The following is a 15,702-nucleotide window of genomic DNA, read 5'->3' as shown; positions in this document are numbered from 1 at the left end:
CCATCATTGTCCGCATCTATGTCCAAGAAATTATAATTGTTATCACCATCTTGGTTGTCATTTGGATAGCTATTCGGTGCACCGTCACCATCGGTATCAGCTCCTGTTCGAGTAGTCGCATTGGCACTATTCGCTCCATTCGTATCGGTTCCTGCTGCCAATGCATTGGTTGGATCGCCATCTACTACATCATTAAAGCCATCTCCATCCGCATCCACATAAGCATCTTCTTGACCATCTCTATTCGCATCCGTTCCGCCTGCTTCTTCGATATCCAAAATACCATCGTTGTCCGCATCTAAATCAAGCATATTTAAAATGCCATCACCGTCTAAATCATCGTTTGGATAAGTATCAGGAGTTCCATTATTATCACCATCTGCCCCTGTCACTAATAATGCATTGCCAGTATTAGAGCCGTTACTATCATCTGCTAAAGCCAATACATTCGTTGGATCACCATCGACCACATCATTAAAACCATCGTTATCGCTGTCGGCATAACTATCAGCACGACCATCACCATTTACATCAGTACCACCAGCCTCTACTACATCTGGAATGCCATCATTGTCTGCATCTAAGTCCAGATGATTCAATAAGCCATCTCGATCTGTATCTCCAGTAGGGTATGAATCTGGAACTCCGTCACTGTTCCCATCTACGCCTGTTTGTACCAGTGCATTTGCTGTATTCGCTCCATTTATATCTGTTCCTAATGTTAATTCATTGGTTGGATCACCATCGACCACATCATTAAAGCCGTCACCATCCGCATCGGCATAATTATCTGCACGTCCATCTCCATTCACATCGGTTCCACCAGCTTCTACCACATCTGGAACACCATCGTTATCCGCATCTAAGTCTAAGTGATTTAATAAGCCATCTTTATCGGCATCTTTATTTGGATAACTATCGGGAATTCCATCGGCATTACCATCTCCATTGGTAATAACCAATACATTGGCAAGATTTTCAGAATTACCATCATTTCCTACATCACCGTCAACAATATCATTCCAACCATCATCATCCGAATCTGCATAATTATCAACACGACCATCTCCATTAATATCTGTTCCCCCTGTTTCTACCACATCTGGAATGCCATCGTTATCAGAATCTACATCTAAGAAATCTGGCAGCAAGTCATTGTCTGTATTATTATTAGCAATATCTACTCCTAGAGAAGCCGTTGGGATAAAAAAGTTTAAGTTACTAATACAAGAAGTAAAGTCGCAAAAGTTTACATCTGCATTGGCTTGTAAAGTGATTGTGATAATTCCATCATCATTCCAAAGGTTCCAATCAGCTTGTGGGATTGTAACTGTAAAGTTCATCCCTGGACTAGAGCAATCGGTATAAGTAGGATTGTCTGAATTTTGACGATTAAAAGTGCCTCCAATTGGCGTTCCTCCTTCTCCTGCCAATGTAAATTGTTCAAAATCTGCTCCATAATCACCTTGCAATGTGAACGTAAAATTAACAGGACTAGTGACATCAACGGTTCCAGAGTTAACTTCTATAACATGTGAAGGAGAAGGAATTCTATTACAATTCATCATTTGGAAATTGTGCAAGGCTCTCACATTTCTAATACATGAAACATTGGTACACAGGTTGACATCTGCATTGGCTTGAATCGTTAGATTGACAACATTATCATCATTCCATCTATTCCAATTTGCTTGGGTTATTGTAATGATGAATTGCATTCCATTAACATCACAATCTACATAAGCAGGATTATTAGAATTTTGTCTATTAAAAACACCGCCAATACTTACTCCTTCTTCTCCTGTTACAGTAAACGCCTCAAAATCTGCCCCATAATCTCCTTCTAGATCAAATACAAGAAACACATCAGAACTTGCATCTATATTGCCAGAATTAAAAACAATATTATGGGTAGGTGCAGCAACAGTTTGACAATCATCGGCTGCATTGTATTGTATGGTTCCTGTTGTTATCGGAACTCTAGATGGATAGGTAAACTCGTCATCATATACATCCATCAATCCATCTCCGTCAGAGTCTGTAGTGATATCTATTAGTCCATTTCCATCCGTATCAACCCCACCAGCTTCTACTAAATCGGCAATACCATCGTTATCGGCATCTAAATCAAAGGAATTGATAACAGCATCTCCATCGGCATCAAAGTTATCATTGACACCATCCATATTAGCATCCACAAATCCTGGGAAATTAGGATCTAAATAATCAGGAATGCCATCACCATCCAAATCTAGTAAAGGGTCTATGGGATGTTCTATCAGATCCAAAATACCATCATTATCATCATCAATGTCTATATCATCAGCGATACCATCACCATCCAAATCACAGTTAGGCGTCGTTCTAGCAAAAGGGATAGAAGATACATCATAAGACCAAAACCAAGTATTGATTGTTCTCGCATTTCCAAAATCATCGCACAAAGGAGCTGTAGTTGTTCCATTTCCTGAAGTAGGTCCAGGAACGGCAAATGTTGCTCCACCATTCCACGCATGTGTAGGGCCTGCCGCCCCCTCTAGCATATTTGTTGTAGCTACTCCTATTCCTGTGATATTGTCGGTAGCTTCGACACCACAAGTTCCAAAATCAGCCACAGTAGCATCGTCCCAATATAATTTTCTGGTACCCAAGGAAGGAAAAATTGCTGTTACAGAAAAACCATTGATATTTACTTCTGCATCATGCATTGGTATATTGGTTCGTCCTCTAAACAGTGTGACTGTAATATTAAAGCTAATATTGCCATTGACTGGAGCTCCTAAACCATCTAATCCATTCCAATTGATTACATGATTGCCTGACGTTAAGTCATAAATTTCTATAATTCGATCGGCTGTTCCAGCTTGAAAACCAGCTGTTCCGTTTAAATCTAATAGTATCGCAATATCCCCTGGATCAGGAACAAACAAGGGAATAAAATAATTGCCTGGACAACCATAAATTTTGCTAGGAATAACTGGCGCACTAGAAGGAGGAGCGACAGCAAATATATTGGTATCTGGCACTGTCAAAAAAACTTCATATCCATTAGTTAATGGTGGAGCCGCAGCACCTGTATATTCACTAACTCTATCTACAGCAAAGTTACCTGTATTCCTAATTCCATACTTATTCATTGCTAAGATATACCCCAATGGTCTAAAACCTGGCTCAAAATTAACCCTCAAAACTGAACTGTCGGCAGTATATGCATAATAATCTCCTTCGTAAGAAAAAGCGGAATTGGGTGCAAATGCAGGATCGGCTGGATCATAAGTAATGAAAGACCACCGTTGACAATGCAATCGCCCTGAATAAACGGTATTGTTTGCCTCCGCTACGGTAAAATCAAAGTAGGGAAAAAACATTTCGCTAGGGGCTCCCCCCACTACTGTAGTAGCTCCTCCATCAGTACTTCGGTACAACTCTACTCGATAATCTCCATTGACAGTTGGATTAAAAACAATAGGAGGATATCCCGCTGGGTTGAGCCCATTTACATTGGGACCTGCTACCGCTTGTGCATAGGTTGCAATAAATCCTGGTCCAGCTACAGGGATTGGTGTGGGAGGAACTACCTCTACCCCAAGCGGATCTACAATTCTATAAAAACCATCTGTGACAGGTTGGTTGGTAATTCGTTCCCAAGCATTGAGTCCCAAATAAAGGTTTTCTACAGTATGATCGTTGATGCTTATTTTTAGAATATTTTCTGAAATAGCGCCTCTATATGGTCCCATACCAAGATCAAATCGCACAAATAATGCGGTGCCATTAGTATTGTTGGGCATCACAGCTGATGTTCCTTCTGCTCTCAAATTTTGATTCTCAAACAAAAGAAAAAAACAAAGGCACAACATCATTACCTTATAATGTACTACAATAAAGTGTATCTTTTTTTTCATAATTTTCTTTTTTTCTCTGTAAAAATTATTCCCTTAGTTAAAATATAATTCATCATCAATAATAATATAAAATATTATCACATATAATAATAAATAATATTGTTATATAAAAATTATACCTGTTAATTTATGCGGAAAAAATAGTTAATTCCAATTGTCATTGTCAAGCAGAGGTTCTTGTCCAAATTATAATTGACCTAAATATTGGAGCAAAAGATTATAGTAGGCTCCATCTTATGAGAATTAACTTCTAATATTCTAAAAATGATTGTTGCTTCAAGAACATTTATAAAAGATGTTCTAACAAATTTGATCGATCGTTAAGCAGTGTCAACTGTTCTTTCTTAACTAATTCAATACAGGTATTTTAAGAATATTAGTGTTGTGAAGTAAGCTAAATGTGTGATTGATATAGTGTAATAAAGTACTCCCTTTTGCAAGGAATCAATATAGGGTACTGGAAAAGTATCCTAATATCGTATTTTGAGGTTTTATAAAAATAGAAACAACATCCTATAAAATCATTACTCCGTCGAAAATCATATTAACTTAATTATCAGAAAGATACATCCTACCAATCTTTATACTAAAAGACTAATAATCAGCGGCGAAGCCCTCACACAGTACCACGAAGTAGCAGCGAACCGAGCTGTGCGAGCTCACGACCGAAGGAAGTAACAAAGCTAAACTAATGCAAGATACTTTTTTATGTTTTTACTTCGTGCGCCTGCGGGTTCGTAGAAAAACTAAAAACCAACAGAGTATTAATAAAATGATACAGTAGTCATTAATTTTGTCTACTTTTATCAAATCTCTAGCACTTGCAAAATTCAAAAAAGAAACTAGTTGTAAAATCTAGAGTCACTATTTTATTTTGTTATGGTTGATTGATCACTAAAAATAATTATGTTCGGTATTCATTTCTATTTTTGTGCTACTCTTTTTGCATCTACCTTTTGTCATCCTAATAATATACATTAATTTTATATTAATTGCAAGTTTTAGGCAACATTATTTAGCTGCACTGTCCAGACAAAAGCTTCTATTTTATACCAGATCAGAATATATCTCTGATTAAAAACCTGTCATCAATACTAAAAAGCAAGCATACAATATGAAACGTTTTTCTTCTTCTAATCTATCTCCGCAGATTATTCAAATGTTACAAGAAAAAGGTATTGACCAACCTACAGAAATTCAAGCCAAAGCAATTCCTATTCTATTAGAACATCAAGGAGATTTTGTGGGGCGTTCGGCGACTGGAACTGGTAAAACATACGCTTTTGGAGCACCTCTGTTGTCTAGGATTAATACCAATGAAGGAAAAATTCAAGCAGTAGTTTTGGTTCCTACTAGAGAACTTTGTGAACAAATTGGCAACGAACTGATAGCCCTAGGCAAATACATTCCTAATCTAAAAATTAAAGCTATTTATGGGGGCTCCTCCCTAAAAAGTCAAGTACACGAATTGAGCAATGGGGTACAAGTTTTGGTTGCAACTCCTGGTCGACTGATGGATTTAGTCAATCGAAGGGTTATTTATTTATCTACCTTAAAATTCGTTGTTTTTGACGAAGCCGATGAAATGTTATTAAGAGGTTTTCAAAATGATATTGACCGAATATTGGCAACTACCGACCGCCAATACTCTACTTGGCTTTTTTCTGCAACTATGCCTAATGAAATCAATGGTTTGATAAAAAAATACCTCCACAAAACACTAAAAAAAATTAGTATTGATAAACATATAACAACCAATAGCAGCATTCAGCACTGGGCAGTAGAATTAAAAGCAATCGACAAATTAAATACTTTGCTGTATTATTTGACACGCTTTGGCAATCAAAAAGGCACCATTTTTTGCCGCACAAAATCAGGCGTACAAAAACTTTACAAACAACTCTCTGCCAACAAATTTTCTTGTGGTGCTGTGCACGGTGATTTACCACAAGGTTTGCGAAACAAAATCATGGATCAATATAGAAATGGTCATATCAATCTCTTAATTGCAACCGATGTGGCTGCTAGAGGTTTAGATGTAGAAAACGTTTCTTTTGTTATTCAATATCATTTGCCTGACACGGCTATTGCTTATACACATCGAAGTGGGCGTACCTCGAGAACAGGAAACAAAGGGACTAGCCTTACTTTTATTTTTCCTGAAGAGAAAGCTAAATTACAATTAATAGAACAAGAACTTAAGCTATCTATCAACTACCTGCCTCTTCCTTCTGTCAAGGATCAATTGGTCAACAAGGCGATTTTGTGGGGAAGAAAAATTGCCAAAGAAAAACCCTTAGGAGATTTACTAGATCAAGCCAACAAACAAGCTTTTAAGGAGGAACTGCAACATTTATCTAAAGAAGAATTGCTAGAAAAATTATTGGCTACTTATTTGAGGGAACAATAATTATCATTACTCCATTAAAACCACACAGTAGCAGCCCAGTTAGTTAAAAGCAAAGCACACACGCAGTAAATCGTATTAATTATACTAATAAATGCAAAATAGATACTCTCACCATTAATCGTCAAAAATGGACTTTTTTGTGGCATGGCAGCATATGCCTTATTGTCTTCTATTTTTTATTCTACTCGATTAGACATATTTGTAGCTTTAACCCAGTATTTTGAATATAAGTCTGGTATTCTAAATGGGAAATCAGAATCAATATGTTCTTCACAGAGATTAACTACATCTGTTTTCCCATACATATCTGAAACTACAGCTGTACAAAATTCAAAGTCTATTTTGTTTTCATGATTTTTTATTTTCCCAGGAAGAGAAGAAATCCCAATAATGTTATTGACTCCATATTCATTTTCAGAATTTTTTAAAAAAGGGTCTTCAAAAACCATAAGTATACCTTTTGAGAAGTTAGTAGCGAAACCAATATTTATTCTTTTTTCTCTAGTAAATTCACCTTTCATTCCTACATCCACAAGAAAGGATGAATTTGGTTGATGCGTTGAGATTTTAAAAGAAGGATTCCAATACTCTGTTTCAAATGGCTTATATGTAAATTTCCAACCCATTATTTCAAAAAAAATCGCCCATCTTAATTCTAATTTAGATTGGTATTCAATTTCATTATAAGTAAACCATTTTTTACTGTCAAATATTTTATTAGAAGAAAGAACAAGACTAGCTTTTAATTCAGCATCTTCTTTCCAAGATATTAGGAGTCGTTTAGGATATTTTTCTACATCAGTATCTATAAGTTTAGCACAATTCCCACAAAGCCAAATTCCATTTGAAATATCTTTTCGCTCCTTTGGAGTAAGTTTTTCATCGAATCTAGGTCCTCCTTTTGCAGCAGCAGTAATGTGAGCTGCAATCCCAACTTTTGTAGATTTTGTGGCAATGGAATTTGGACCAATTGTGATTTTTAAACAGTTAGGATTGGAACATTTATGAGCTACTCTTTCTGCTAATGCTCGTTTTACTTTTTCTGGAAAATCATCTCTCATTTCAAAGTTTTTGAATTCTCTTTAAATATAAGAAAAAAAGTTAGATATAGTAGATTAGATTTCAAAGTTTTCGATTTACATGAAAGACAACTGAAAATATATACAGAAGCTCTATTGACCAAAGGCATTTTTTTTGGCAAGGTTAAATAATTCTGGAAATTCTGGATCATCGCAAATTAACAATAAATATTCAAAGGTATCTTTGGGAAATTCTCCTTGTGCAACTAGTTTGCCGAGTATTTCCATCTAATCGGAAGGCTCTGGCGCATCAGAAGGGCAACTAAAAATAGATTCAATTTTTTCAATGATTTCACTAGAATTGGGAAAACGAACAAGCCCCTCAACTAAAGTCTCCCAAGCAATTTGAGGCGAATCATACACTTCTGTTAATGTGCCCAACAATGCATATAACCTAGCTTGATACGCTTCTGGAAATTCATCTTGATGTTCATATATTAAACCAATATAGTCTTTTGCATATTTTTGTATTATATCATAATCCTCCATGTAGGTCATCCAAAAATCCAACAGCTCCAAATTTCGAGCATTCCGTTTTAGTTCTTGAGATAAAATATTTTTTATTGCTTCATTATCTCCTGCCTTATCTAGTTCTTTCAATTTAATCGTTAAATCCATTTTTACTCTATTCATTACTCCGTTGAAAAATCGTATTAGTTTGATTATCAGCAAGATGCACTTTTCTTGGCTTTTATACTAAAAGACTGATAATCAAACTAATGCAAGATGCTTTTTTACGTTTTTCGTAGAAAAACTAAAAAATCAACGGAGTATTATCTATTGAAACCTTTTCTTAAAAAACCTTCATTTTATAAGAATTGATAAATTTTCTACGTTTTTTCACATCCTTTTCTGTTGCTAAATAAGACAAAATAAATAGAAGCTCTTGGGAAGAAAACTTTAAAATACTTCCCCAAATATTTATCTCACCAAAACCTGTTTTAGTATTTATCCACGTACAAATTTTGTAATAGAGGTTTTGTCTTTCCAGCAAACGCTTATTCTTAAGATTTAAACAAATAAATGTATCGTTTGAATATTGTCCTGACGTTGTTTGTTCAAACACTTCTTTAATATCCTCCCATTTTATAAAGCTAGGTTGATGGTATATTGCTTTTAATCCGTTTTCGTTTATTGCTACCAATGGTCTATTATCCAAAGCCATATACAAAAAAAACAAACAAAAGCCGCCAAAAAACATCCCAGCAATTATAATGATTCCTAGAATATTTTTGGTTTCCTGAGTAATCCCTATATAGGCAAGTAGAGCTGTTAGAAATCCAAAAAGTAGGATATAGAGTAAATTGCTATTCTTTTTTCTATAAAAGTTTAGGGCAAAAATTTCCATGAAGTAGACAATTAGCTATTAAATATAATACAACTGAATTCTATGAGATCAGTTGACATTTAAAGCAACGCATTTATCAAGGTAATAGTTCTACCGTTGCCACAATACCATAATGATCTGCTAAATCAATTTGCTTCCCTTTGTGCTCGGCTTTAAGTCTCAACACTTTTTGTTCATAAATATTCGTTTGTGTTGCCCTCGCTTGCAATAAGACATAATCCAACTGAATACCCTGACTATGAGTGTTCCAAGAATTTTTATTGTCAATTGTATACGGTTCTTCCTCATTCAAAGGGTAATCCTTCACTCCGATTGTTTCTATCATTTGAGTGTATTTAGGGGCATTAGATTTTCGGGTATTCATATCTCCCATAACCAACACGGGAACCTTTTCATTAGCATGCTTGTCTAACAAAGTTCGAATATCTTGGTATTGTAATGCTCTAAACTTTTCAGCAGCAGTGGAACCGCCAGATTGAAGGTGCGTTCCTGCAATTTGAAACAAAAAACCTTCTTTTTCGACCTCTACCAACGTACATCCCTTAGCAGCCCAAGCATCTTCATGGGCTCCTTTTGCATAAATAACATGGTCGATATATTTCATTGGAATTTTGCTTACGATAAAAATTCCATTACTGGTTAACCGCCCTTTTTCAATACGGGTATCTACTTGGTAGGGATACATTTCTTTTAGCCCCTTTTTTAACTTGCGTTTGATGTCTCGATCAAATACCTCTTGAAATACAATCACATCATAAGGTGCATTTAAACAATGCTCGATAATCCATGGTGCTCGGATACGTTGTTTTTTTCTCAAAGCACTAGAAAAAATCCCTAAAGCATTGGGCAACATTTGAATATTCCAAGATACTACTTGAACCTCAACTCCCTTGTTAGAAGCATCTGTTTGTCCAAAGCTGGTTTTTATTCCCATTATGCCAATCAGACACAACAAACAAAATTTACATCCACTTTCCAGAATTTTTTTTCTTAGGTGTTGTTCTCTTTCTTTTTTTCTTTTTTTCAAAATAAATATATTTATGCAAACTATAAGTAACAGAAACGCCCATAAATGTATACCAATCTTTTCCAGAACTTCCTCTCGGCGTGTATGCTTTTTCTATCTGATTTCCAGACTCATCATAGCTTCTATTCGATAAATTTGCTGCCAAAAGACCATTGCCATTTCTCAATTCATCTAAGGGCACATAATCGCCACTAACATCATCCAAATAGTCTGTAAAAGTTTTTCTTAACCCAAATTCAAAGGTAAAATTGAACCGTTTGCTTACACAAAATTTAATCCCGCAACCAAACGGAATAGCCACCTCTACCAAACTATACTTGGGACCATAGCCTTCCATTCCTTGCCCCTCTGTCCCCAAGGGTTGCAAATAATGTTTTGTTGATTTGTAAACCGTGGTAGGGTTAAAATGAAAAACGCCAATACCCGCAAATACAAAGGGGGTAATAGGTTTAAAATTTCGTTGAGGATGAAACGGTAAAATATTGACCTGTGCCAAAGCAGAAAATTCTAAAATATGAGAATGGAAATTTAAATTTCGCTGTCTACGACCAGAATCATAACTAGAATTTCTATCATCTCCCCTAATCTGCCCCCAAATAAGGTTTCCCCGAACAGAAATCCGATCGGTAAAGTTATATTGATACGTTGCCCCAAGCGCAAAACTGGTTCCTAAAAAATATTCTTGTGGAGGAACTAAATCTCCTAAATAATTGCTTACTCCCATTAGAACGCCAACTTCGCCATATTGGGCATTCATTCTTAATGTTGTTATCAATAAGAATAAAGATAGTAAAACTACTTTCATGTATTTGTGTTTGTATTTGTGTTTGGTAATTATTGATCCAAGATACTGTTGTATCAAAAGCTTGCAAAGATAGTTCCTTACACTTTAAAGCAATGGTTTTTAGTTTACTTTTTATACTTTCGATGTTTTAATCATCTACTAAAACCATGCTAACAGCACTCAAGCCAAGGATATAAGTTTCCTCTGAACAACATAACATCACCTTCCAGAGGCAGCTATTTCCTTTTCACAAAACTACAACGTTAATTTAAGTGTTTTTATTCCTATAAAAGCCAACAAAGATAAAGTCGATTTCATTTGATTTTATAACTTTACGCACAAAACAGATTACAAAATAATACACAAAACACAACAAACTTCCTATGGAAAAGAAACCAACCATTTTAATCTCTAACGACGATGGTATTACAGCACTTGGCATCAGAAATTTAGTCGAAGTTGCCCAAAAATTTGGCAATGTAGTCGTAGTAGCGCCAGACAGCCCGCAATCTGCACAAGGGCATTCCATTACCATTGAAGACCCTATCCGTATTCACAGTTCTGATATTTTTGGTCCCAATGTTCAGGCCTATGAATGTACTGGTACTCCTGTTGATTGCATCAAGTTGGCTAAAAATGTTGTCCTAAAAGATCAAGACATAGATCTCTGTCTTTCGGGCATCAACCATGGTTCTAATGCCTCTACCAATGTCATTTATTCAGGTACCATGTCAGCAGCAATGGAAGCATCTATGGAAGGAATTCCTGCCATTGGTTTTTCTTTATTAGATTTTGCAGCCAATGCTGATTTTACAGCAGCCAAACACTTTGTAGAACAAATTGTATCCAAAGCATTGTCAGAAGGATTGGGCGAGACCTTGCTATTGAATGTCAACATTCCTAAATTGCCTTTAGAAGCCATCAAAGGCACTCGCATTTGTCGTCAAGCAAAAGGATATTGGTCAGAAGACTTCCAAAAAGGAATGGATCCAATGGGACGTGCTTACTACTGGTTGACAGGCAAGTATGTCTACGAAGATGAAGGGGAAGATTCTGACATTTGGGCCTTAGAAAATGGCTATGTTTCTATTGTTCCTGTTATGCATGATTTGACACATCATCAAGCTTTACCTAGTTTAGAACACTTTGGCAATTTGTAGTTTTTGCTGTTTCTTGTAACGAAGTTAAAATTTCGTATTATAACTTAACAACAATTCATTGTCTGCAAATTACAAACTGGAGTTCTGCAAGTAACAAATTTTGCAGAACATACCTTACAAAAACACATTATCTATGTTAAAAAATAAATTTATTAATGGGCTTATGGTAGGAATCGTAATTCCATTGATTGCTTTTCCTATTATTTATCTCTTTGACCAATCTTTAGTTAGTTCTGAGTCTGTTAATATAACAGGCAATGATCATTTTCTTTGGACAGGATTTAAAACAAGTACTTTGGTACTCATGGCTTTTTGTTGCAACTTAATTCCTACTTATTTTGCCAACAAACGCTACCTAGAAGAATTCATTCGAGGAATTATGGTACCAACAATCATCTATTGCTTTATTTGGTTCTTTTACTTCAAAGATAATTTTCTCTAACGATAGGCTTTTTTTGACTAGATTATGAATCTTACAATTTCCTGCTTTTGTCTAAAAAAAGTAGGTTTGTGTCAAAGTAATTCCATAACATACAAAATCTACATCTTTTAAATATGTACATTCGACCAAGAAGAAATAGAAAAAGCGCAGCAGTACGTTTTCATGCACAAGAAACCCATTTACACGCAGGACAATTAATTTATCCACTTTTTTTGTACGATGGTAAAAACATCAAGCAAGAAGTTCCTTCTTTGCCTGGAAATTACCGATGGTCTTTGGACCAACTTATTCCTGAAGTAGAAGCGTGTCTAAAACTTGGAATTACAACCTTTGTTTTGTTTCCTGCGGTAGAAGAACATCTAAAAGACAACATCGCTAGTTATAGCTATGCTGAAGATAATTTTTACCTCCATGCTATTTATACACTCAAACAAACATTTCCAGAATGCTGTATCATGACAGATGTAGCAATGGATCCTTATAGCTCTGATGGGCACGATGGTTTTGTTTTGAATGGAGAAATTATGAACGATGAAACACTACCTATTTTAGCTAAAATGTCTGTGGCACAAGCACAAGCTGGAGCAGATATTTTAGGTCCTTCCGATATGATGGACGGACGAATAGGTTTTATGCGGGAAGCTTTGGACGATGCAGGCTTTACGAATGTTTCCATCATGTCGTACACCGCCAAATATGCCTCTGCTTTTTATGGTCCATTTAGAGATGCACTGGATTCTGCTCCAAAAGCTGGTGATAAAAAAACCTATCAAATGAATCCTGCTAACAAGCAAGAAGCTCTGCTAGAAGCTCAGTTAGACATGCAAGAAGGAGCCGATTATCTAATGGTTAAGCCAGCCTTGCCCTACTTAGATATTATTCATTTGTTAAAAGAAAATGCAGATGTTCCTATTGCCGCCTACAATGTTAGTGGAGAGTGTGCGATGTTGATTGCTGCTTGTCAAAATGGTTGGTTAGACTTTGACAAAGCCATGCCAGAAATGTTGATGTCTATCAAACGAGCAGGTGCCGATGTTATTTTGACCTATTTTGCCAAAGCTTACGCTGAAATGTTAGTACAAGGAAAAGGTTTTAAAGGTTAATTGTTGCTGCAAACGTTCAAAAGAAAACATTTAAGAGAAAGAATAAGTACTTGGTATGGTATTTATTCTTTTTTTTATTGGCTCAATTTTTTCCCAATCTTGGTAAGTGACCTAGTATACTATAACAATCATGACTCATTTTAAGCCTTTTTTATTCGCTCTATTCATTTTGTTGAACACTAATATTTTATTTGCTCAAACAAAGAAACAACTTTCAAACTTCTACCAAAATTTTGACTCTATTAAATTTGAATTATTACACTTATACACAGATGGCTTACAAGCAACAGCCTCCTATTCTTCTAATAGTAGTTATCCATTCAAAGGAAAGAAAATAAACCCTCCTCCCCTTCTAAAAAAGGTACTTAAAGTCGATCATACCAATGATTACTTTGCCATTTTTCGATATTCCATTGCACCTCAAATTGAAGGGTTAATACTTAGGGTATACGATCAAGAAATGCAATCCAACACAATATACAATCTCATTTACAATACCTCAACACAAACCATCAGGGAAAGCATTTTATTAGCACACGACTATCAAGCCGAAGGTGGCAGTGGCGCAACTCAAAGCTGGATACTTGATTTAGATAACAACCATCAATTAGATATTCTAACACGTAGTTATTACGACAAGTACGAATACAAAAATGCTTCTGAAGAGGTACATTTAATACATCGTGAAAACAGCTATTTAAACATTGTAAAACAGAGTCATTTTCAAAGAACACCCGTCCAAAATGAAGACTTACAACAACTCATAGCAAACGATTTTCCTTACCGCCCTATTTACGCTCCTTTTATGAGTGAAGACACTCATAAAAAATTACTCAATAATATAAAAAAAAGCGGTTTGGTCATTCCTTCTGAAACGGATTAAGTTGCTTTCTCTTGAAAGGAGCTTACGGCAAAGATTAAAATCAAACTTAATCCTCCTGACAGCATAAAGCCATGAATAATTGGCAAAAGAGTTCCATCATAACGCAACCCAATCAAGGTTCCAATAACAACTGCTACGAAGGTAGATACTGATCCAACAATAGCTGAGCCTATTCCCGCAATATGCCCCAAAGGTTCCATTGCCATGCTGTTTAGGTTTCCAAAAAGAATCCCGATGCAAAACAAGGTTGTTATCAAATAAACCATTGTCAACCATAAGGGCATTGCTGTCCCTAAATTAGGCACAAGAATCGCAAAAGTTATTGCAATCAAAACTAAAGTACTAATCGCTGTTTTCACCATCATTTGCGAGCCATAACGCATCACCATTTTGCTATTAAAAAAAGAGGCAAAACCAATAGACATCGCCAATATGCCAAAGTAAATTGGAAACTGATCGCCCAAATGATACTGGTCTTGAAAGATCTGCTGTGCTGAATTGAGAAACCCAATAAAAGCGCTCGAAACCAATCCTGCTGTAATGGTATATCCTAAGGCTACTTTGCTCGAAAAAATCTCTATCAATGAACTTCCTATTCGTTTGAATGAAAAAGGAATTCGATTTTCAACGGCTAATGTTTCGTGCATTCTACTACCAAACCAAAGCAAAATAAGTAAAGCCATTGCCATAATAAATATAAAAATGGCTTTCCAACTTGCCACTAATAGAATCAATTGCCCTACTCCTGGTGCTACGGTTGGAACTAAAATAAAAATCATCATAACAAAAGACATTACTTTTGCCATTTCTCGACCTTTGAATTGATCTCTGATCATTGCTAAGCTCACCGTTCTTGGGCTAGCCAAGCCCAAACCTTGTATGCCTCTTCCGATAATCATTGTTGTCAAATTGGTTGCCCAAATAGAGATCAAACTTCCTATCACAAAAATGATTAATCCTCCATACAAAGGAAGTTTTCGACCAGTACTATCCGAAATAGGTCCATATATCAATTGCCCTATTGCTAGACCAAAAAACAAGGCAGATATGGTTAGTTGATTGCTATTAGGATTGGTGACGCCCAAATCGGCTCCTATAGTAGATAAAGCAGGAAGCATGGCATCTATAGACAACGCTGTCAACGACATCATCATGGCCATTAAAACTATAAACTCTCCAAAATTCATTTTTTGAGTTGTGTTAGGGATAGTTGAGGATTTTGCTGTTTTTTGTTCGGTTGTTATTTGAGATTCCACTAAAATTATTTTGTTTGTTATAAAGATTTAGTAGTTAGTTACGCTGTTACAGCATGTTTTGAACCGACTACTGAAAGATATGGAAGAAACACTATTCAATTGAATAAAGTTTGGAATATGCTCTTTATTTTTATTTTTATTACATTTATTGTATCTAATGATTCCTCAAAAAGCTGTCCCCTGTTTTTTCATCATAAAGTTTCTTTTAATTATTGACTAATGTAATACACCTACACCGTCTGCTTATAAGAAGTAAGTAGTCAAAAAATTTGTTTATCAAACAAGTTAGTCGACTATCATTTCTC

12 protein-coding genes and 1 pseudogene are annotated in these 15,702 nt (G+C 35.7%); 5 read left to right on the top strand and 8 right to left on the bottom strand.

Annotated elements, in window-relative coordinates; all coding sequences use genetic code 11:
* A pseudogene (locus CG11_RS25850) lies at nt 1-3,905 on the bottom strand (hypothetical protein); the annotation flags it as partial.
* Between the two features lie 1,114 nt (nt 3,906-5,019).
* Here CG11_RS25850 and CG11_RS25845 point away from each other — a divergent pair.
* On the top strand, nt 5,020-6,315 hold the full coding sequence (locus tag CG11_RS25845) for a DEAD/DEAH box helicase (RefSeq protein WP_052599862.1): 1,296 nt from the start codon (nt 5,020-5,022) through the stop codon (nt 6,313-6,315).
* A 176-nt stretch (nt 6,316-6,491) separates the two neighbouring features.
* Here the strand turns inward: CG11_RS25845 and CG11_RS25840 are convergent, their stop codons facing one another.
* The 6 genes from CG11_RS25840 to CG11_RS25820 all read right to left on the bottom strand — a co-directional run bounded on the left by CG11_RS25840 (nt 6,492) and on the right by CG11_RS25820 (nt 10,574).
* The gene (locus CG11_RS25840; RefSeq protein WP_052599860.1) at nt 6,492-7,376 is read right to left on the bottom strand and encodes an HNH endonuclease; all 885 of its coding nucleotides are present in this window, start codon (nt 7,374-7,376) and stop codon (nt 6,492-6,494) included.
* Nucleotides 7,377-7,487: 111 nt separating this feature from the next.
* Complete coding sequence (locus CG11_RS30970; RefSeq protein ID WP_255351977.1) at nt 7,488-7,622, bottom strand: hypothetical protein; 135 nt, start codon at nt 7,620-7,622, stop codon at nt 7,488-7,490.
* Entirely contained in the window at nt 7,623-8,027 is a 405-nt protein-coding gene (locus CG11_RS25835; RefSeq protein ID WP_052599859.1) for a hypothetical protein, read from the bottom strand.
* Between the two features lie 160 nt (nt 8,028-8,187).
* Complete coding sequence (locus CG11_RS25830) at nt 8,188-8,742, bottom strand: STM3941 family protein (RefSeq protein ID WP_052599857.1); 555 nt, start codon at nt 8,740-8,742, stop codon at nt 8,188-8,190.
* 76 nt (nt 8,743-8,818) lie between these two features.
* The gene (locus CG11_RS25825; protein WP_052599855.1) at nt 8,819-9,676 is read right to left on the bottom strand and encodes an endonuclease/exonuclease/phosphatase family protein; all 858 of its coding nucleotides are present in this window, start codon (nt 9,674-9,676) and stop codon (nt 8,819-8,821) included.
* Between the two features lie 28 nt (nt 9,677-9,704).
* Nucleotides 9,705-10,574, bottom strand: a complete 870-nt coding sequence (locus tag CG11_RS25820) for a DUF6089 family protein (protein ID WP_081909658.1) — start codon at nt 10,572-10,574, stop codon at nt 9,705-9,707.
* A gap of 362 nt (nt 10,575-10,936) precedes the next feature.
* Between CG11_RS25820 and surE the strand changes: the two genes are divergently transcribed.
* The 4 genes from surE (at nt 10,937) to CG11_RS25800 (ending at nt 14,141) form a co-directional block, all read left to right on the top strand.
* Nucleotides 10,937-11,713: a 5'/3'-nucleotidase SurE gene (gene surE, locus CG11_RS25815; protein WP_052599852.1), complete on the top strand. Its 777-nt coding sequence runs from the start codon at nt 10,937-10,939 to the stop codon at nt 11,711-11,713.
* 133 nt (nt 11,714-11,846) lie between these two features.
* A complete protein-coding gene (locus CG11_RS25810; RefSeq protein ID WP_052599851.1) occupies nt 11,847-12,155 on the top strand; it encodes a hypothetical protein in 309 nt (102 codons plus the stop codon).
* A gap of 113 nt (nt 12,156-12,268) precedes the next feature.
* Complete coding sequence (gene hemB / locus CG11_RS25805; protein WP_052599850.1) at nt 12,269-13,258, top strand: porphobilinogen synthase; 990 nt, start codon at nt 12,269-12,271, stop codon at nt 13,256-13,258.
* Between the two features lie 130 nt (nt 13,259-13,388).
* Nucleotides 13,389-14,141: a hypothetical protein gene (locus tag CG11_RS25800; protein WP_052599849.1), complete on the top strand. Its 753-nt coding sequence runs from the start codon at nt 13,389-13,391 to the stop codon at nt 14,139-14,141.
* Here the strand turns inward: CG11_RS25800 and CG11_RS25795 are convergent.
* Nucleotides 14,138-15,397: a multidrug effflux MFS transporter gene (locus CG11_RS25795; RefSeq protein WP_197043944.1), complete on the bottom strand. Its 1,260-nt coding sequence runs from the start codon at nt 15,395-15,397 to the stop codon at nt 14,138-14,140. The two genes, CG11_RS25800 and CG11_RS25795, sit on opposite strands and share 4 nt — an antisense overlap.
* Nucleotides 15,398-15,702: the final 305 nt, after the last annotated feature.

Source organism: Aureispira sp. CCB-QB1 (assembly GCF_000724545.1).
Lineage (GTDB): Bacteria > Bacteroidota > Bacteroidia > Chitinophagales > Saprospiraceae > Aureispira.
This window is presented reverse-complemented; position numbering and strand designations above follow the sequence as displayed.